We start from the raw sequence: 19,878 nt of genomic DNA on the forward strand, positions 1-19,878 counted from the left end.
GGCCGCGCCGAGCGACCGGCCGACCGGCCGCCGCTCCGCCGTGCCACCGGGCCAGGACCCGACCGGCACTCGGCGTGCCTCCGCGCCGGTGCCACCGACCGCCGAGCCGACCACCGGGCGCGGCGTGCCCGTGGACCCGGGGGCCGGCGACCCGACCGGCCGGCGGGCCGCCGGGGGTCCGCCTCGCCCCGCCGACGACCCCTACCGCTCCGGTCCGGACCGGGGGCGGGGCGCCGGCCGGAACACGCCCGCCGAGCCCACCGGTCCCGCCCCGCCGGCCCGTGGCGCGGCCCGCCCCGGCCCGGGCGCCGAGTCGCCGACCGGTCCCGGCCCGGACGCCGCGGCCGGCCCGGTTCGCGGCGCGGCCCGGCCCGGCCCCGATGCGCCCGCCCGTGGCGCGGCCCGGCCCGGTCCCGACGTGCCTGCCCGTGGCGCGGCTCGCCCCGGCGCGGATGTCGCCGCCCGAGCCGCCGTCCGCCCCGGCGCGGATGGACGGTCCGGACCCGACGGTCCCGGCCGACCCCCGACAGGGGCTGGCGCCGACGATCGCGGCCGACCCGGCGCCGTACCCCGGCCCGGTAGCGCGGCCGTGCCCGCCGCGGCCCGTGCCACCGCCCCCGGGAGACCGGCCCCGGAGGACCGGGCCGCCGGCCGCGCCCTGCCGCCGCAGCGGGAGGCGGGCCGTCCCGAGCCCTCCGGCGTACCGCCGGTCCCGGTCGTGGGCCGCCCGGCAGAGCCGCCGGCGGTCGCCCGGGCCGCCGCGGTGGTACCGCCCCCCGGTCCGGCGCTGGACGGCCCCGGGCCGGAGCCGGTGAGCGGATCGCCGCTGCGCAGCGCGGCCGGACCGGACGCCCCGGACGACGACTCCGCCGCGGCCGGCGGCCTGCGCGGCGCCCGCTCGGAGCTGCGCCGGCAGATGCGCGAGCGCCGCCGGCTGCGGATGGCCGTGCTGGCGGTGGTCACCCTGGTGCTGCTCGGCGCGGTGCCGGTCTACTTCGGCATCCGCACGCTCAGCCGCGACCCGGTCTTCGACAGCCTCGACGAGCTGAACGTGCCGGGCTGGGCGGCGGCGCAGACGGTCGACGAGGTCAGCGGCAGCCGGTGGTGCCTGCTCGACTGCCGGCTGCGTGAGCGCACCGTCACCTCGGAGCGCGCGCCGGACGAGACCGTGCAGGTCTACGAGAGCGCGCTTCGGCAGGACGGCTGGCGCCCGTGGAAGGTGGCCCGTTGCCCGGAGCAGCAGGAGAAGGGCAGCTACACCTGCTGGCGTCGGGACGAGCTGACCCTCGACCTGTGGGTCCGCGAGCCGGCCTGTGTGCCGCCGCCGGTGGACGGGGAGCCGGCCATCGTGCCGTCTCCCGACCCGTCGGCCGCTGCGGGTACGTGCGCCGGCTCGTTGGTGTCGGTGAAGGTCCGCAACGCGATCGACGACGAGCGGACCCGACCACAGCCGACCACTGATCCGTCACTCACCGGCGAGGATCCGTTCCCGACCCTCAGCGGAGACCCGTTGGGTGAGCTGACACCCTCACCGTCGTGAGCCGGTTTCCATCACGGACGGTAGGGTCTGGGGCTGGCAGGCCCGCCTGCTCCCGTTGACCCGCACGGGTCGTCGAGCGCCGGTGTGGGTACCAAGGTCGCACGTTCCGGGGACGTCCGGTCCCCGGAACTCTGCTTGAGGAGGACAGGCGTGGACATTGGAGAGGTCGCGGCGCTGATCGCGGCGATCGCGTTCGCGATGCTGGTGTTGATCCTGACGCTGCCCATCCTGCGGCTGCGACACACCGTCGACGCCACCACGCGGATGATCAATGACCTCAACGACCGCACCGCTCCGCTGCTCGGCGACGTGAACACCACGGTGAGGAACGTCAACACCACCCTGGAGCAGGTGCAGACGTCGCTCGACGGTGTCAACCTCCAGCTGGCCAAGGTCGACAACATGACCGGCCACGCCCAGAACGTCACCGCCAACGTGGCCAATCTCGTCGCGGTGGTCTCGGCCGCCGCGGCGAACCCGCTGGTCAAGGTCGCGGCCTTCGGCTACGGCGTCCGCAAGGCCGCCTCGGCCCGTCGGCACGCCGAGACCGAGCGTGAGGTGCGCGACACCATAAAGCAGCAGCGGCGGGCCGCCCGGCGCGTCGAGCACTGACGCCGGCGACCAGGAGGTGCGACGAGCATGAGACGGTTGTTCTGGCTGGGCATCGGGCTGGCCGTCGGGGTGGTGGTGGTCCGCAAGGCGACCCGTACCGCACAGGCGTACACCCCGGCCGGCATCGCGAGCACGATGTCCGAATCCGCTGGCGGCCTGGTCGAGTCGCTGCGTAGCTTCGTGGAGGACGTCCGGGTCGGGATGGCCGAGCGCGAGCAGGAGATCCACCACGCGTTCGCCCAGGGCGAGGCGTTCGACGACCACTTCGCCGACCTGCGGGAAGACCCGCGGATCGGCGATCGAGAGATCTTTCCGGAGGAACACCAGCGATGAAGACGGCGGAGATCAAGCGGCGGTACCTCGCGCACTTCGAGGCGAACGGCCATGCCGTGGTGCCGTCCGCTCCGCTGCCCGCCATCAGCGACCCGAACCTGTTGTTCGTCAACGCCGGCATGGTGCAGTTCGTCCCCTACTTCCTGGGGCAGCAGACCCCGCCGTACCGGCGGGCGGTCAGTGTGCAGAAGTGCATCCGGACCCCGGACATCGACGAGGTCGGCAAGACCAGCCGGCACGGCACGTTCTTCCAGATGAACGGCAACTTCTCCTTCGGTGACTACTTCAAGGACGGGGCGATCCCGCTCGCCTGGGACCTGGTCACCAAGTCGCGGGAGCAGGGCGGCTACGGCCTCGACCCGGAGCGGATCTGGCCGACGGTCTACCTGGACGACGACGAGGCGTACGAGATCTGGCGGTCGGTGGGGGTGCCGGCCGAGCGGATCGTGCGTCGCGGCAAGGCGGACAACTTCTGGTCGATGGGCATCCCCGGCCCATGCGGTCCGTGCTCCGAGCTGTTCTACGACCGTGGCCCCGAGTACGGCCGCGAGGGCGGCCCGGCGGTCGACGAGGACCGCTACATGGAGTTCTGGAACCTGGTCTTCATGCAGTTCGAGCGGGGCCCGGGCACCACCAAGGACGATTACCCGATCCTCGGCGACCTGCCGGCGAAGAACATCGACACCGGCATGGGCCTGGAACGGATGGCCTCGATCCTGCAGGGCGTCGACAACCTCTACGAAATCGACGAGGTCCGGCCGATCCTGGACAAGGCGGCCCAGCTCACCGGCAAGCGGTACGGCGCGCACTCCGGCCACGTGGCCAGCGAGTCGCACCCGGACGACGTGCGGCTGAGGGTGATCGCCGACCACGTGCGGACCGCGCTGATGCTGATCGGCGACGGGGTGACCCCGTCCAACGAGGGGCGCGGCTACGTGCTGCGCCGGATCATGCGCCGGGCGATCCGGTCGGTGCGGCTGCTGGGCTGGCAGGAGCCGGCGCTGCCGGAGCTGCTGCCGGTGGCCCGGGACTGCATGGCGCCGTCCTACCCGGAGCTGGCGACCGACTTCGACCGGATCGCGGAGTACGCGTACGCGGAGGAGGACGCGTTCCTGTCCACGCTGCGGGCGGGCACGACGATCCTGGACACCGCGATCGCGGAGACCCGGACCGCCGGCGGGGCGGCGCTCTCCGGCGAGAAGGCGTTCCAGCTGCACGACACGTACGGCTTCCCGATCGATCTGACCCTGGAGATCGCGGCCGAGCAGGGCCTGCAGGTGGACGCGGAGGGCTTCCGGCGGCTGATGGCCGACCAGCGGTCCCGGGCGAAGGCGGACGCGCAGGCCCGCAAGACCGGGCACACCGACCTGTCGGCGTACCGGGCGGTGCTGGACGAGAGCGGCCCGGTGCGGTTCACCGGCTACTCGGAGGTGTCCCGGGAGTCGCGGGTGCGGGCGCTGCTCGGCACGTCCGGTCCGCTGGGCGCGGCGGTCGAGGGGGACACCGTCGAGCTGGTGCTCGACGTCACCCCGTTCTACGCCGAGGGCGGTGGCCAGCAACCCGACCAGGGCATGATCACCGTCGGCGCCGGTCAGCTCGAGGTGCTCGACGTGCAGCAGCCGGTGCCCGGCCTGATCGTGCACCGCGCCCGGGTGGTCCGGGGTGAGGTGCGCCCGGGCGAGACCGGCTTCGCCGAGATCGACACCACCCGCCGGCGGGCCATCTCCCGCTCGCACACCGCGACGCACCTGGTGCACCAGACCATGCGCAACTTCCTCGGTGAGTCGGCCACCCAGGCGGGTTCGCTGAACGCGCCGGGCCGGCTGCGCTTCGACTTCAACACCCCGACGGGGGTGTCGCCGAGCGTGCTGCGCGACGTCGAGCAGCAGGTCAACGAGGTGCTCCTGGCAGACCTGGAGGTGCACGCCTTCATCACCTCGCTGGACGAGGCGCGGCGGATCGGCGCGATGGCGCTCTTCGGCGAGAAGTACGGCGAGGAGGTCCGCGTCGTCGAGGTCGGTGACTACGCCCGGGAGCTGTGCGGTGGCACGCACGTGGCCCGCTCCGCCCAGCTCGGCCTGGTGAAGATCCTCTCCGAGGCGTCGATCGGTTCGGGGATACGCCGGGTCGAGGCGCTGGTCGGCATGGACGCGTTCAACTTCCTGGCCCGGGAGCACCTGCTGGTCTCCCGGCTGGCCGAGCTCTACCGGGTGCCCTCCGAGCAGGTGGCCGACCGGGTGGAGCAGACCGTCACCCAGCTCCGCGACGCGGAGAAGGAGCTGGAGAAGCTCCGCGCGCAGCTGGTGCTCGGCGGGGCTGCGGCGCTCGCCGCCCAGGCCAAGGAGGTGCGCGGAGTCGCGTACGTGGGCACCGAGGCGCCGGAGGGCGCGGGCGGCAACGACGTGCGGACCCTCGCCCAGGAGATCCGCGGCAAGATCGACCCGGCCCGGCCGGCGGTGGTCGCGGTGGCGGCCCGCAACAACGGCAAGGCGTCGCTGGTGGTCGCGGTGAACCAGGCGGCCCGGGGCCGGGGACTGGCCGCGTCGGACCTGGTCAAGGCAGCTTTCTCCGGGCGAGGAGGTGGCAGTCCCGATCTCGCCCAGGGCGGTGGTCTGCCCGCCGCCGAGGCGCCGAACCTGCTGCTCACCGTAGAGAAGGCGATCGCCGAGGCGTGATGGCCGACCTCAACCAGCCAGGGCGGACCGCTTCGGTCCGCCCTGGTTCGTCATATCCGGCCGGTGACGGCCGGTGACCGGGCTGTCGCGGGGGGTGCGCCTCGGCGTGGACGTCGGGCAGGTCCGGGTTGGCGTCGCCCGGTCGGACCCGCACGGGGTGCTGGCCACCCCTCTGGTCACCCTCGCCCGGGACCTCACGGCGGCGCCCGACGCGGTGCCCACCGACCTCGCCGAGCTGTCCGCCCTGGTCACGGAGCACGAGGCGGTCGAGGTCGTCCTCGGCCTTCCGGTCAACCTTGCCGGCAAGCACGGCCCGGCGGCCGTCCATGTGAAGGCGTACGCTGACCGACTGGCCGATGTAATAGCGCCCGTGCCGGTAACGCTCACCGACGAGAGGATGTCCACGGTCGTGGCTTCTCGTAGGCTTGCCGAGCGTGGGGTCCGGGGGAAACGTCAACGCGCGGTTGTCGACCAGGCGGCCGCGGTGGAGATCTTGCAAAGCTGGCTGGACGCGCAGCGGAGGCGGACGTAATGATCGACGATCTGGACCTGGGCTTCGATGAGGCGGAGCGGGGGGAGAAGGGCCGACACCGGCGCGGCTTCGCCCGCAAACGCAACGGGAAGTCCGGTGGACGTGGCAAGACCGTGCTGGCCCTGCTGCTCGCCCTGGTCCTGCTCGGCGGTATCGGTGGCGGAGCCTTCTACGGCTTCGACCGGATTCAGAACTACTTCGTCACCCCCGACTACGACGGCGCCGGCACCGGCGAGGTCAGCGTCGAGATCAAGCAGGGCGCGCTGATCGCCGACATGGCCGTCGCGCTCTACGACGCCGGGGTGATCAAGAGCACCAAGGCGTTCATCGAGGCCGCCGAGGCGAACTCCCGCAGCAAGAACATCCAGCCGGGCCTCTACAAGCTGCGCAAGCAGATGAGCGGCGAGAGCGCCGTCACCGCGATGCTCGACCTCAAGAACAAGATCGTCAACGGGGTCACCATCCCGGAGGGCCGCACCGCCAAGAACGTCTACAAGCTGCTCTCCGAGCACACGAAGATCCCGGTGAAGGAGTTCGAGACCGCGGCGAAGGACCCGATCGGGCTCGGCGTGCCGGACTGGTGGTTCAAGCGCAGCGACGGCAAGAAGGTCAAGCCGTCGATCGAGGGCTTCCTCTACCCGGACACCTACGAGATCCCGCCGAAGGCGACCGCGGAGAGCGTCCTCAAGCTGATGGTCGACAACTTCCTCTCGGTCACCGGCTCGATCCAGTTCGCCGACCGGGTGCAGAAGGAGCGCGGCGGGATCACCCCGTACGAGGCGCTGGTCGTCGCCTCGCTGGCCCAGGCCGAGGCGGGCAACAAGGACGATCTGGGCAAGGTCGCCCGGGTCGCCTACAACCGGGTCTACGGCGAGTTCCCGTGCGGCTGCCTGGAGATGGACGTCACGGTCAACTACTACCTGGAGGCGAGCGGTCAGCAGACCAAGTCGTCGAAGGACATGACCGCCGCCGACCTGGACAACCCGAAGAACCCGTACAACCGCAAGCTGCGCGGTCTGGTGCCGACTCCGATCAACAACCCGGGCAAGCAGGCCATGGAGGGCGCGATGTCCCCGCCGCCCGGAAAGTGGCTCTTCTTCGTGGCGATCGACAAGCAGGGGCACTCGGCCTTCGCCGACACCTACGAGCAGCACCAGCAGAACGAGAACAAGGCCCGGGAGGCCGGGATCATCTGATGGCGCAACGACGGCGGGCGGCGGTGCTCGGCAAGCCGATCGCGCACTCCCTCTCCCCGGTGATCCACAACGCCGGCTACGCGGCGGCCGGCCTGACCGGGTGGTCGTACACCCGGATGGAGTGCGCGGAGTCGGAGCTGCCGGGGCTGGTCGCGGGCCTGGGCCCGGAGTGGGCCGGGCTGTCGGTGACCATGCCCGGCAAGGAGGCGGCGCTCGCGGTGGCCGACGCCGCCTCGCCGGTCGCGACGGCGGTCGGTGCGGCCAACACGCTGGTACGTCGCCCGGACGGCTCCTGGTACGCGGACAACACCGACGTCGCCGGCATGGTCGACGTGCTCACCGCCGCCGGCGTGCGTCCCGGCGTCACGGTGACGGTGCTCGGCGCGGGCGGCACCGCCCGCGCGGCGCTGGCCGCGGCGGCGCAGCTCGAGGCCCGCACGGTGACCGTGGTGGCACGGCGGGCGGCGGCGGTCGACGAGCTGCGCCCGGTGGCGCGGGTGCTCGGCCTGCCGATGACCGGCGCGCCATGGGTCGAGGCCGCCGAGCTGTGCCGCGCCGACGTGGTGGTCTCGACGGTGCCGAAGGGGGTCGCCGACCCGCTCGCCGGCACGGTCAGCTGGCGGCCGGAGACGGTGCTCTTCGACGCGCTCTACGACCCGTGGCCGACCCCGCTGGCCGCCGCGGCGGAGGCGGCCGGCTGCCGGATCGTCTCCGGGCTCGACCTGCTGCTGGCCCAGGCGGTCGGCCAGTTCGAGCAGTTCACCGGCGTGCGCGCCCCCCGCGAGGCGATGGCCGCCGCGCTCGCCGCCGCCCGCCAGCGCTGACCCGGCCCCGCCCGCCGACCGCCCACTGTGGCACGCCTTAGGCCAGGATTAAGACGCGCTTAGGTACCCCTGACTTCCTGCCAACATGCGGTGACCGTCGATACGCTGCTCTCCGTCAACGCAGTAGACACAGGGAGTTTCCGGTGAGCAGGCCAGGACTGCACCGCCTCATCCGACACCACGGCGCCCGGCGTAAGGCCGTGCTCCTCAGCGTGCTCGGCACGTCGGTGGTGGCCGGCATCGTGGCGACCATGATGCCGCTGCTGGCCAGCGACGACCTCTCGATCCGGGCGGCGGCGGACACCACCGCGACGGTGGTCACCCAGGACGGCGACAACTCGGCCAAGACGACCCTGGCCACCTGCCCGGCCCGCTGCGACGGCAACCCGCGCGGCGGTCGGGACGCGGTCATCCAGTTCGCGGTGACCACCGTGCCGGCCACCGCGGTCAACGTCCGGGCCACCCTGCGGGTGCACTCCTGGCGCACGGCCGCCGCCACGGTGACCGCGCACGCGTCGCCGGTCGACGCCCGGGCCGCCCGGCCGGCCCCGGCGGTCCCGGGCCCGGCGCTGGCCACGGTCACCGCTGTCCGGCCGGGCTTCAACGAGTGGGACGTCTCCAAGCTGGTGACCGGGAACGGCACCTGGACCGTGTCGCTGGCGCAGACCGGCCTGGAGACCCGGGTCTACTGGGCCGCCACCGAGAACCGCGATCCGGAACTGCGGCCCCGGCTGCTCATTACATACGACATCGGAACCCGGCCGTCGGCGGTGGTGACCAGCCCGGCGGTCGCGCCACCGTCGCCGAGCGTGTCGCCCAGCGCCCCGCCGCGGCCGTCGCCGACAACCAGTCCGGCCCGGCCGACGCCGAGCGCGACGCCCAGCCCGTCGGTGGGCTCCGGCCGGTGCGGCGAGGTGTCGGCGGAGCTGGTGCCCTCCTGCGGCGCCTGGTGGGGCATGTACTCGCCCACCAGCGCGGCGGACGGGTGGGATCACGGCGGGGCCGTCACCGAGGTGGAAGCGCAGGTCGGACGGCGGTTCGACATCGTGCACCGCTACCACGACTTCTCCAACACCGGCAGCAACGGCGCTTTCCCGGACGTCTACGAGCGGCAGCAGATGCGCGAGGGCCGGCTGCTCTTCTTCGCCTGGGAGTCCCGGATCTTCTCCAGCGGCAAGGTGCTGACCTGGGCCGACATCTACAGTGGCCGGCACGACGCGACCATCGACGCGGTGGCCGGTCGGATCCGCGACACCGGCGTGCCGGTCTTCATGGGCTTCGACCACGAGCCGGAGGACGAGCCGGCCAAGGGCAGCGACGCCGAGTTCGTCCGCGCCTGGCGGCACGTGCACGACCGGTTCGCGGCGGCCGGTGCGGCGAACGCGGTCTGGGTCTGGACGATGATGGGCTGGTCCGGGCACTACAACCGGTACGCGGGTCTCTACCCGGGCGACCGCTATGTCGACTGGGTGGCCTACGACCCGTACAACTTCCACGTCTGCAACGGCAGCACGGTGTGGAAGAGCCCGAGCACCACGGTCGGCGGCTTCTACCGGTGGCTGGACGAGCACGGCATCGGCGCCGGCAAGCCGCGGATGCTCGCCGAGTTCGGCACCAACTTCAACTCCGCCGACCCGGCGGCCAAGCGGCGCTGGTTCGAGGAGTTCCCGGCCGCGTTGAAGGCGCACCCGAAGATCAAGGCAGCGATCTACTTCAACTCCGCCGGCATGACCACCACCACGGGCAACTGCAACATGACGATGAACCACGATGCGTCCGCGTTGGCCGGCTTCGCCCGCGCCGGGCAGGACAGCTACCTGCGGCAGCCCACCGGAGGGAGCCGCTGACGACGCTGACCGGCGGGTGACGGGACGTCGCCGGGTCGGGGCGGACATCCGACTCGGCCACGTTCTGTCAGCTAGCGGATTCACTGACCGCCCAATCGGCGGATATCGGCCACCAGGGTTGGCGAGGCACGCTACGCGGGTTCTCATCCATCTTGGAGGCGTAGCGTGCCTGAACTCCCGTTCTCCCGGCGCCCTTCGACAAGAATTCGCATCTGGGCGGGGACGGTCGCGCTGACCACCGTCGCCGCGGTACTCGCCGTGCCGACCGTGACCTCCGCGGCCGTGGTGCCCACGCCGGAGCCGGCCACCGTGGTGTCGGCGAACCCGGCCAATGCGACCCCGCACGCCAGAGACGGTGAGACCCGGGCATTCGCCGAGGTCGGCAACCTGGTGTTCGTCGGCGGGAGCTTCACCCAGATCCGCCAGACCGCCAGCTCCGCGTGGGTCACCCAGCGCTACCTCTTCGCGTACGACCGGAGCACCGGCACGATCTCCACCGGCTTCCTCCCGGTGCTGGACGGCGCGGTCAACACGCTGATCGCCGGCCCGGGCGGGACGCTCATCGTCGGCGGCACCTTCAAGAACGTCAACGGGGTCGCCCGGCGGAACCTGGTCGCGCTCAACCCGACCACCGGCGCGATCATCGACAGCTGGGTCGGCCGCTCCGACGGCGGCACGGTCCGCGACCTGGTGCTGCACGGCAACTGGCTCTACGTGGCCGGCGCGTTCAACTGGCTCAACGGCACCGCGCACGCCGGTCTCGGCCGGCTCAACGCGACCACCGGCGCGATCGACCCGACCTTCAACATCAACGCCACCGTCGGGCGGCACAGCACCACGTCGTACGTCTGGACCATCGACGTCTCGCCCGACGGCGGCACGCTCGCCGTCGGCGGCAACTTCCTCAACGTCAACGACCTGCCGCGCAACCAGATGGCGCTGATCGACCTGACCGGCACCCCGACCGTGCTGGACTGGAGCACCGAGAAGTTCGTGCCGCCGTGCGCGGCCCCGGCGACCTTCGTCCACTACGTACAGGACGTCAAGTTCGGCGGCGACGGCAGCTGGTTCGTGGTCGGCACCAACGGCGGCGCCGGCTGGCCGGCCGCTTACTGCGACGCCCTGGTCCGGTTCGAGACCGCGAACCGGGGCAGCGGCCAGCTCGCCACCTGGGTCGACTTCACCGGCAACGACACGGTCACCTCGGTGGAGGTGGCCGACAACGTCATCTACCTCGGCGGGCACTTCCGCTGGCTGAACAACCCGAACGCCAGCGACAACGCCGGCGCCGGCGCGGTCGACCGGCTGGGCATCGGAGCGGTCACCCCGGCCACCGGCATGCCGATCAACTGGAACCCCCGCCGCAGCGGCGGCTCGGCGCTGCCGTCCGGCGCCAGCTCGTGGGGGTCCGCGGTGCCGGTGCTCTGGCGCGGATCCGACGGGCTCTACTTCGGGCACAACTCCGACGGGATGGGCGAGGAGTACCACGGCCGGCTCGGCATGTTCCCGCTGGCCGGCGGGCGCACCATCACCCCGAAGAACCCGCCCACGGCCACCACCGGCAACCTCTACCTCGGCACCGGCCCGGGCACGGTGGCCAAGGTGCCCTTCAACGGCACCACCCTCGGCACGCCGACCGCGGTCAGCCAGCCCAACTACACGGCGGCCGGCGCGACCTGGCGGGTCGACGACCGGATCTACTGGTCGCACGCGGTGGCGGGCACCCCCACCGGCAGTCGGATCGACATCTCGCTGTTCAACGGCGGAGCGATCGGCGCGCCGTGGGAGGCCTCCGGCTACAACGACTGGTACAACCCGGCCGCGCTGACCGGCGCGTTCTTCCTCAACGGACGGCTCTACTACACCCGCAGCGGGGCGAACGCGCTCTACTACCGCTACTTCGAGATCGACGGCAACTACCTCGGCGCCACCGAGTTCAGCCTGCCCACCACCGGGGTGACCTGGTCGACGGTGCGCGGGATGGCCTGGGTCGGCGGCCGGATCGTCTACGGCGCCACCGACGGCACGCTGCGCAGCGTGCCGTTCGACCCGACGGCCGCTCCGGTGGTCGACGGGACGGCCACCACGGTGGTGGCGACGGCGACACCCGAGCTCACCTGGTCCTCGCCGTCGACGTTCTTCGCGGTGCAGTGATCGGCCGTCTACTCTTCGTAGCCGATCATCGGTAGATTGTTCACGTCGGGCCGGCGACGGGACCACCGTCGCCGGCCCTGCCACACATGGGGGAGGGGTCGTTGGCCGGCGCCGGTGGTCTCCGCGGTGGGCGCGCGGTGCGCGTTGTCTTCGCCGTCAAACGTGGCTGGTACCGGCTGCGCTACCGGCGGCTGACGCTCGGCCGCGACGTCGAGATCCGCGGCCGGATCCGGCTGCGTCGCGGGATCAGGGTCCACATCGGCGAGCGCACCCGGATCAACAAGCTGGTCCGCTTCGCCGGCCCGGGCGAGGTCCGGGTCGGGGCCGACTGCCTGCTCAACGCCACCTGGATCGGCAGCTGGACCTCGGTGACCATCGAGGACCGCTGCCTGCTCTCCGACTGCGAGTTGCTCGACAGCGACTTCCACAACCTGCCGCCCAAGCTGCGGCACGACCCGGCCACCCCGGCCACCCGGGCCCCGATCGTCGTCGAGGAGAACGTCTGGATCGGCACCCACGCGTTGGTGCTGAAGGGCGTCCGGATCGGCCGGGACTCCGTCGTCGGCGCCGCCACCGTGGTCCGCACCGACGTGCCGCCGGGCGTCGTGGTCGTCGGCAATCCTCAACAGACGGTGAAGAAGTTCCATGACTGACCCAGCAGCCGGTTCCTGGCCCGCCGACACCGCGCGCGGCGGCGGTGCGGGCCGTACGGTGACCCTGACCGACCTGCTCCGCGTGCCGCTGCACCGGTTCCGCCTTGTCGCCGGGGTGGCCGCGGTCGGCCTGCTCGCCGCGCTCGGCTACCTGGTGCTGGTCCCGTCGGCGGTGACCGCCAGCGCGGTGGTGGCGGTCCGGCCGGTGGTGACCGACGCGTTCACGCCGAGCGGCGCCGGCGCCGACCGCGCGGTGAACATGAACGTGGAGAGCGGCATCGCCACCGGCACCGAGGTGGTGCAGCGGCTCGCCGACGCGGTCGACGGCGACCCGCGCGACATCCGCGCCGCGCTCGAGGTCGAGGTGCCGACCGGCGGGCAGATCCTGCGCTTCCTCTACCAGGCGCCCAGCCCGCAGCGCGCGGTGGAGAGCGCCAACCTCGCCGCCCAGGCCTACCTGGACGTGCGGCGCACCATGTACGAGAAGCAGCGCTCCGAGATGCTGCGCTCCTACGACGAGAGCATCGCCAAGGTCGTCGCCCAGCAGAGCGCCGTGCAGAAGCGGGTCAACGGCGCCCGCGACACCGCCGCCGGGGACGCCGCGGTGGCCGAGCTCGCCGGGATCAACAGCCAGCTGACCCAGCTCAACTCCGCGCGTACCGAGATCGCCGCGGTCGACGTCAACCCCGGCTGGGTCACCCAGACCGCGGAGAAGGCGTTGGTCTCCGCCGCCGGGCACCGGCCGACCTACCTCCTCGCCGGTCTGCTCGGCGGTCTGCTCATCGGGATCATGCTGGCCTACCTCTGGGAGTCGATGGACCGGCGGATCCGCTCGGTGACCGACGGTCGCGACGCCACCGGCCTGCCGCTGCTGGGCACCGTGCGGCGGCAGCGGTTCCGGGGCCCGCGCCGGGCCGTCGACGCCGACGTGCGCTACGTGGCGATGGCGATCGCCGAGCGGGTTCGACAGCCCGCCCGGGTCTCCCTGCTGACCGCCCGCGAGGATCCGAGCGGGCTCACCGCCGGGCTCGCCGTGGCGCTGGCCGCCGACGGTCGGGAGGTGTTCGTCGCCGACGACAGCGGGCGCGTCGAGCGGCTGCGTACCGCCGTGCTCGCCGACCGGGGGCGGCTGCCGGCGGTCGCCGAACCGAACCGGTCGATCGTGCCCAAGCCGCGCCCGGCCGGGACGCCCGTGGCGGCGGACGCGGCGGCGCGGCGGCCGTCGCCGCACCCGCCCGGCGCGCGCCCCTCCACCGACCCGGACGCCACCCTGACCCTGCCGCGGGTCACCTCCGCGCAGGGCGGCGAGAACGGCCGGGTGATCGGAGCCGAGGACGTGCCGGTCGGCATCGGCAGCGTCCGGTTCGGCAGTTGGCGTCAGGGCGCCGACCACGGGCTGGTGCTCTACAACGCCCCGCCGGCGGAGTCCGACGAGCGCGGCGTGGCGATCGCCCGCCAGGGCACCGCGGTGGTGGTGGTGGAGCGGGACCGGACCCGGCAGAGCGACCTGCGCCGGCTGGTCGAGCGGTTGCGGGCCGCCGGGGTGACGCCGTTGGGCTTCGTGCTCACCCGCAGCGGCCGGGGCTGACCGTGTCGGCCACCCGGGCCCCGGCCACCAGCGAACCGGCCGGGGGTGATCCGCCGCCGGCCGCTCCACTCGGCCCGTCGCCGGCGCCCGCGCCGCCGCTGCTGCCGCTCTGGCCGCTGGCGGTGATGTTCGGGCTGGTGCCGCTCTGGTGGCTGGCCGGCGCCTTCTACCTCGGCTGGCCGCTGCTCGGCGCGCTGCTCTTCGTGCTGCTGGTCACCCGGGGGCGGGTGCCGCTGCCCCCGGCGACGGGAATCTGGCTGCTGTTCCTCTGCATCGTGGTGGTGAGTGCCACCCAGTTGCAGGCGCCGTCTGCGGTGCTGTCGTTCACGCTGCGGCTGGCCTTCTACGCCACCGCGCTGGTCGTCGGGGTCTACGTCTACACCGCCGTGCGCGAGCGCGCCGACCCGGTGGCCGTGCTGACCCCGCTCTGCGCGTTCTGGTGCGGGCTGGTCGTGCTGGGCTGGCTGGGGGTGCTGGTGCCCCGGTTGGCGATGACCACGCCGATGGAGCTGCTGCTGCCGGGCGGAGTGGCCGGCAACCCGTTCATCCAGGACATGGTGCACCTGAGCACGGCCGAGTACAGCGCCCGGTCCCTGAACCCGATCTACCGGCCGGCGGCGCCCTTCCCGTACACGAACAACTACGGCAGCGCGTACGCGATGACGCTGCCCGCCGTGGTTGCGTACACCATGCTGCGCCCCCGCGGCGTGCTGCGCTGGCTGCTCCTGGCGACGCTGCCGCTGTCGCTGGCGCCGGCGTTCCTCACCCTCAACCGGGGGATGTTCCTCAGCCTCGGCGCCGGGCTGGCCGTGCTGGGCATCCGGGCCGGTCTGCGCGGCAACGTGCGGGTGGCGGCGTCCATCGTCGGGATCGTGGTGATCAGCGGGCTCGCCACCCTGTTCATCCCGGTCACCGAGCTGATCGGCAACCGGGTCGAGTCCAGCGACACCAACACCGACCGGCTCTCGCTCTATCTCGAGGTGATCCGGCGGATAGCGGACTCACCGTGGCTCGGCTACGGCGCGCCGGTCAACGTGGACACCGTCACCGCGGCCGCGCCGATCGGCACCCAGGGGCAGCTCTGGATGGTCCTGTTCAGCCACGGCGTGCCCGCGTTGCTCTGCTTCCTCGCCTGGTTCGTGGTCGCCGCGGTGCTCTGCGCCCGGGCCACCTCGGCCGCCGGCCAGTGGCTGGCGGTGGTCCCGGTGGTCTGCCTGGTGCAGTTCCCGTTCTACGGCATGGCCAGCCCGAACCTCGCCGTCGCGTTCTTCGCCATCACGTTCGCGATCGCGCTCGCCGAACGGGAGGCGCGGGCCCGGGCCACCCGGCGCGCGCGCCCGACCCGGCGTCCCGAGGCGGTGCCGGCATGACCGCCGCCACCCGCCCCGGCGGTCCGACGGGGGCGTCCGGCGGTTCGGCGACCGGCCCCGACGCCGTCGACGAGAGCGCCGGTCCGGCCGACCGCACGGTGGAGACCCGCCGGGGCGCCCGCAGCGGCGCCGCCGGGCTGGTCGGCGCCGCGACCAGCGGCCTCTTCGGCTTCGTGCTCGCGGTCGTGATCACCAGGGGCTACGGCACGGTGGGCTCGGGTGCCTTCTTCGCCGCGATCGGAGTGGTCACCGTCGCAACCGCGGTCTGCACGCTCGGGGCGGAGACCGGGCTGATGTGGGCCCTGCCGCGACGGCGCACCGGGTCGGGCGGGAACGCCGCCCGGGTGCTGCCGGTCGCGCTGATCCCGCCGCTGGCCGTCGCGGTGCTGGTCGCCGGCGTCGGGGTGCTGGCCGCCGACGCGTTCGCGCCCCGGCTGCTGGGCGGCTCCGGCGCCGCCGGCCCGCCGCTGCTGGCGCTGAGCTTCGCGGCGGTGCCGGTGGTGGTCGGGATGACTCTGCTGCTCGCGACGCTGCGCTGCGTACGGCCGATCCGGGCGTACGTCGCGGTGCAGTTCTTCCTGCTGCCGGTCGCTCGGCCGGTGCTGGTCGGCGCGGCCGCCCTCGCCGGTGGCGGCCTGCTCGCCGGCATGACCGGTTGGCTGGTGCCGGCGGCGCTCGCGCTGCTGGTCTGCCTCACTCTGGTCGCCGGTCCGCTCGGCGTCGGCCGGGGCGCGGTGCTGCGGCCGGAGCGGGCCGACTGGTCGGTGTTCTGGCGGTTCGCGCTGCCCCGGGCCGCCTCGGCCGCGATCGACGCGGGCAGCATGTGGGTGGGGGTGCTGCTCACCTCGGTGCTCGCCGGGCAGGCCGACGCCGGCGTGTTCGGCGCGGTCGGCCGTTACATCCTCGCCGGGCAGTTGGCCATGCAGGGGTTGCGGGTGGCGGTGTCGCCGCAGCTGTCCCGGCTGCTCGGCCGCGGCGAGCGGGCGGCCGCGGCGGCGGTGCACCGGCAGCTGACCACCTGGGCGCTGGTGCTCTCCTGGCCGGTCTACCTGCTGCTCGCCGTCTTCGGGCCGGCCTTCCTCCAGCTCTTCGGCCCGGAGTTCGCCGCCGGCGCGCCGGCGATGACGGTGCTGGCGCTGGCGATGCTGGTCAACACCGGGGTCGGCAACGTGCAGAGCCTGCTGCTGATGGGCGGGCGCAGCGGCCTGCACCTGACCGCCGCCCTCGCCGGCCTGCTGGTCACCGTCTCCCTGGGGCTGTGGCTGATCCCCGGGCACGGCGCGACCGGCGCGGCGCTGGCCTGGGCGGCCGGGATCGTCACCGAGAACCTCACCGCCGCCGGCTGCGCCCGGGCGGTGGTCGGTCAGCCCCTGGTCGACGCGGCGCTGCTGCGGGCGGCGGCCGGAACGGTCGCCGCGGTGGGTGTGGCGGCGCTGGCCGGTGTGCTGGGCGCCGGGCGGGAGATCCCCGGGCTGGTGGTGGCGCTGGCGGTGCTGGCGGCCGGCTGCGTCGGCTTGTTGACGTTGCCCCGGGTGCGACGGCGCATCCGGGTGACCATGAGTCAGATCCGTGGCCGGGAGCAGGCGGCGCCGACCGCCGCCGATGCCGCCGCGGCGTCCATGAAGGGCAGGTGAGGTCCGTCGTGCCGTCCATCCGAGACCGGGTGAAGCAGCTCGTGCCGACCCAGGTGACCGACCGGGTGAAGGACTCTCTGGTCGACTACGCGGTGCGCACCAGCGACCGGCGGCCGCTGCCGGACTTCCTCATCATCGGCACCAAGCGGGGCGGCACCACCTCGCTCTGGAACTACCTGGTGCAGCACCCGCTGGTGCCGCGCCTCTTTCCGGCCTGGAACACCAAGGCCTCGCACTACTTCGAGGAGAACTGGCACCGGGGCGAGGCGTGGTATCGCTCGCACTTCCCGACCGTGCGGCAGCGCGCGGCGCTGGAGAGCCGGCACGGCGGGCCGGTGCGGGTCGGCGAGGCCGCCCCGCTCTACATGTTCCATCCGCTGGCGGCGCAGCGGGTCGCCGCGCTGATGCCGTCGGTACGGCTGGTGGTGTTGCTGCGGGACCCGGTCGAGCGGGCGTACTCGCACTGGAAGGAGCGGCGGACGCACGGCATCGAGCCGCTGGACTTCGGCGACGCGCTCGCCGCCGAGGCCGAACGCACGGCGGGGGAGCGGGAGCGGCTTCTCGCCGAACCGGAGTACTTCAGCGAACGCTACGACTGGTACAGCTACCGGGCCCGGGGGCGCTACCTGGAGCACCTGGAGCCGTGGCTGGACCGGTTCGACCGGGCGCAGATCCTCTTCCTGCCCAGCGAGGGCCTCTACCGCGACGCCCGCACCACCTACCGCCGGACGCTGGACTTCCTCGGGCTGCCCCCGCACGACCTGCCCGACTTCAAGGTCTACAACGACCGCCGCTCGGCGCCGCTGGAGCCGGCGCTGCGGGCGGAGCTGACCGCGTACTACCGGCCGTACAACGACGCGCTGCGGGAGCGGCTCGGGCTGGACCTCGACTGGCCGGACCGGGCGGCGTGACCGCCTCGGTCGCCGCGTCCGCCGATCCGCGTACCCGCGGCGACGGGCTGGGCTGGGTGAGCCGGGCGGTCTTCGGCGACGAACGGGTGGCGCTGACCGTGGGCGGCGCCCCGCCGGCCGGGCACCGGGCGGTCGCCCGCTACGCGGTGGTGCCGTCACTGTCCCGGGCCCGGTTCCTGCTGCCGCTCGGCGCGCCCCGGGTCACCGCGGCGTCGCTGCTGGCGTACAACGCGCTGCGGCCGCCGAAGGTGCGCGCGGTGCGGGCCGCGCTCGGCGGGCTGTCCCGGGTCGGCGCGGTGCAGCGGGCCTTTCCCACCCTGACCGTCGCGGTACCGGCCGGGGCACCGCTGGCCGAGCTGCTCCTGGCCGACCGGCTCGCCGCGGCCCTCGGCGACGCGCCGCTGCACGCCGCCTGCGGGGTACGGCCACCGGACCCCAACCACAAACCCACCCTGCAGCTCTTCACCGCCGACGGCCGGCCGCGCGGGTACGCGAAGATCGGCTGGAACCGCGCCACCCGGGCGCTGGTCGCCGCCGAGTCCGCCGCGCTGCGCACGTTGGCCGAGGTGACCGGGGTGCCCGACCATCCGGTGACGCCCCGGCTGCTCGCCGAGCTCGACTGGGCGGGGCAGCTCATCGCCGTGGTCGAGCCGCTGCCGTCGCGGGTGCGCGGCGTGCCGGTCACCGACCCGCCCCGGATCGCCGCGCTGCTCGCGGTGGCCCGTCGGGGCCGTCCGGCGGCGCCGCTCCGGCCGCTGGCCGGATCGCCGTTCCTGGCCCGGTTGACCGCCGAGGCGGACCGCTCCGCCGTGGCCGGACCGGCCGGCGCGCGGGCAGTCGCCGCGGTGGGGGAGCTGGCCCGCCGGCACGGCGGCACGCCGGTCGAGTTCGGGCACTGGCACGGCGACTGGGTGCCGTGGAACCTGGGCCGGCACGACGGCCGGCTGGTCGCCTGGGACTGGGAGCACAGTGGACCGGACGTACCCCTCGGCTTCGACCTGGCGCACGACGCGTTCCAGCGGGCCGTGGTGCTGCGCGCGGAACCGGTCGCGACGGCCGCGCGGGCCGTCGACGCGCAGCTCGACCGGTACGGCGAGCGGTTGGGGCTCGGGCCGGCGCAGCGCCGCCTGGTGGCCGACGGCTACCTGCTGGAGATGTGGCTGCGGACGTGGCGGCTGGCCGACGCCGGGGCGGGCTGGAACAGCGCGCTGCATCCCGCGCTCCTGGACGTCATCGAGAAACGACATAGCGGCTGATCCGGTCGGATCGCCACGCCGATGGCTGTTGACCATCGTCGTAGCGTGACGGAAGAATTGCTGGTCGTGATGGTGGTCGATGGACCGCCGGGCGTATGGGGTGACCGGCGACCCCGGCGGAGGGCCGGTCGATCACCCGGTCGCCCTATACAACGGTCGGTCGAGCTGTGATCTGCTCTTGCGTGGCGCCGACCGAAACTCCAAGCGAACTTGTGGGGAGTCGCGTGGACACGAACACTGAGGATGGCGGGCCCCCGGTCCTGCTGCTGGTCAGTTCCAGCGGCGGCCACCTGGCCCAACTTCTGGCACTGCGGCCCTGGTACGAACAGCGGCGTCGGTGCTGGGTCACCTTCGACACGCCGGAGGCGGTGTCGTTGCTCGCCGGCGAGGAACTGGTGCCGGCGCACCACCCGACCACCCGCAACGTGCCGAACCTGTTGCGCAACGCGGTGCTCGCCTGGCGGGTGCTGCGTCGCCGGCGGGTCGCCGCGGTGGTCACCACCGGCGCCGGCGTCGCCGTGCCGTTCGTGGTGCTGGCCCGGCTGCGCGGCATCCCGACCGTCTACATCGAGGTGTACGACCGGATCGACACCCCGACGCTGACCGCCCGGCTCTGCCGCCCGTTCCTCACCGCCATGCTCGTGCAGTGGGACGAGCAGCGCCGGCAGTACCCCGAGGCGACCGTCGTGGGGACGCTGCTGTGAGCGGGGACGCGACAACCGGGACCGCCCCGGCGCACCGGCCCGCCCCGAC

At 73.4% G+C, this 19,878-nt stretch carries 16 protein-coding genes; all 16 read left to right on the forward strand.

The window, feature by feature from the left end:
* Window positions 1-916 precede the first annotated feature (916 nt).
* The 16 genes from ACIBBA_RS24430 to ACIBBA_RS24505 all read left to right on the forward strand — a co-directional run bounded on the left by ACIBBA_RS24430 (window position 917) and on the right by ACIBBA_RS24505 (window position 19,829).
* A complete protein-coding gene (locus tag ACIBBA_RS24430) occupies window positions 917-1,540 on the forward strand; it encodes a hypothetical protein (protein WP_357060150.1) in 624 nt (207 codons plus the stop codon).
* Between the two features lie 150 nt (window positions 1,541-1,690).
* On the forward strand, window positions 1,691-2,152 hold the full coding sequence (locus ACIBBA_RS24435) for a DUF948 domain-containing protein (protein WP_396700291.1): 462 nt from the start codon (window positions 1,691-1,693) through the stop codon (window positions 2,150-2,152).
* 27 nt (window positions 2,153-2,179) lie between these two features.
* A complete protein-coding gene (locus ACIBBA_RS24440; RefSeq protein WP_350871045.1) occupies window positions 2,180-2,485 on the forward strand; it encodes a hypothetical protein in 306 nt (101 codons plus the stop codon).
* Entirely contained in the window at window positions 2,482-5,160 is a 2,679-nt protein-coding gene (gene alaS / locus ACIBBA_RS24445) for an alanine--tRNA ligase (RefSeq protein WP_396700292.1), read from the forward strand. Before ACIBBA_RS24440 ends, alaS begins: the two co-directional genes overlap by 4 nt.
* 73 nt (window positions 5,161-5,233) lie before the next feature.
* Complete coding sequence (gene ruvX / locus ACIBBA_RS24450) at window positions 5,234-5,692, forward strand: Holliday junction resolvase RuvX (protein ID WP_350871042.1); 459 nt, start codon at window positions 5,234-5,236, stop codon at window positions 5,690-5,692.
* Window positions 5,692-6,888, forward strand: coding sequence for an endolytic transglycosylase MltG (gene mltG, locus ACIBBA_RS24455; protein WP_396700293.1), 1,197 nt, complete (start codon window positions 5,692-5,694; stop codon window positions 6,886-6,888). The genes ruvX and mltG overlap by 1 nt, the downstream gene beginning before the upstream one ends.
* Window positions 6,888-7,712 (forward strand): shikimate dehydrogenase, encoded by an 825-nt coding sequence (locus ACIBBA_RS24460; protein ID WP_396700294.1) that lies wholly within the window; start codon window positions 6,888-6,890, stop codon window positions 7,710-7,712. Before mltG ends, ACIBBA_RS24460 begins: the two co-directional genes overlap by 1 nt.
* A gap of 143 nt (window positions 7,713-7,855) precedes the next feature.
* Window positions 7,856-9,559 carry a glycoside hydrolase family 26 protein gene (locus ACIBBA_RS24465; protein WP_396700295.1) on the forward strand — a complete coding sequence of 568 codons (1,704 nt, stop codon included), beginning with the start codon at window positions 7,856-7,858 and terminating at the stop codon, window positions 9,557-9,559.
* A 210-nt stretch (window positions 9,560-9,769) separates the two neighbouring features.
* Window positions 9,770-11,713: a hypothetical protein gene (locus tag ACIBBA_RS24470; RefSeq protein WP_396700359.1), complete on the forward strand. Its 1,944-nt coding sequence runs from the start codon at window positions 9,770-9,772 to the stop codon at window positions 11,711-11,713.
* Window positions 11,714-11,799: 86 nt separating this feature from the next.
* Window positions 11,800-12,366, forward strand: coding sequence for a DapH/DapD/GlmU-related protein (locus ACIBBA_RS24475; RefSeq protein WP_350871033.1), 567 nt, complete (start codon window positions 11,800-11,802; stop codon window positions 12,364-12,366).
* Window positions 12,359-13,954: a lipopolysaccharide biosynthesis protein gene (locus ACIBBA_RS24480; protein ID WP_396700296.1), complete on the forward strand. Its 1,596-nt coding sequence runs from the start codon at window positions 12,359-12,361 to the stop codon at window positions 13,952-13,954. Before ACIBBA_RS24475 ends, ACIBBA_RS24480 begins: the two co-directional genes overlap by 8 nt.
* 2 nt (window positions 13,955-13,956) lie before the next feature.
* Window positions 13,957-15,324, forward strand: coding sequence for an O-antigen ligase family protein (locus ACIBBA_RS24485; protein WP_396700297.1), 1,368 nt, complete (start codon window positions 13,957-13,959; stop codon window positions 15,322-15,324).
* Window positions 15,321-16,958, forward strand: a complete 1,638-nt coding sequence (locus ACIBBA_RS24490; protein ID WP_396700298.1) for a lipopolysaccharide biosynthesis protein — start codon at window positions 15,321-15,323, stop codon at window positions 16,956-16,958. Before ACIBBA_RS24485 ends, ACIBBA_RS24490 begins: the two co-directional genes overlap by 4 nt.
* Window positions 16,959-16,966: 8 nt before the next feature.
* Window positions 16,967-17,869: a sulfotransferase domain-containing protein gene (locus ACIBBA_RS24495; RefSeq protein WP_396700299.1), complete on the forward strand. Its 903-nt coding sequence runs from the start codon at window positions 16,967-16,969 to the stop codon at window positions 17,867-17,869.
* Window positions 17,866-19,125: a hypothetical protein gene (locus tag ACIBBA_RS24500; protein ID WP_396700300.1), complete on the forward strand. Its 1,260-nt coding sequence runs from the start codon at window positions 17,866-17,868 to the stop codon at window positions 19,123-19,125. The genes ACIBBA_RS24495 and ACIBBA_RS24500 overlap by 4 nt, the downstream gene beginning before the upstream one ends.
* Window positions 19,126-19,349: 224 nt before the next feature.
* Window positions 19,350-19,829, forward strand: a complete 480-nt coding sequence (locus ACIBBA_RS24505; RefSeq protein WP_357059874.1) for a UDP-N-acetylglucosamine--LPS N-acetylglucosamine transferase — start codon at window positions 19,350-19,352, stop codon at window positions 19,827-19,829.
* The last annotated feature ends 49 nt before the right edge of the window (window positions 19,830-19,878 follow it).

Source organism: Micromonospora sp. NPDC051006, from assembly GCF_044456245.1.
In the GTDB taxonomy this organism is placed as follows: Bacteria; Actinomycetota; Actinomycetes; order Mycobacteriales; family Micromonosporaceae; genus Micromonospora.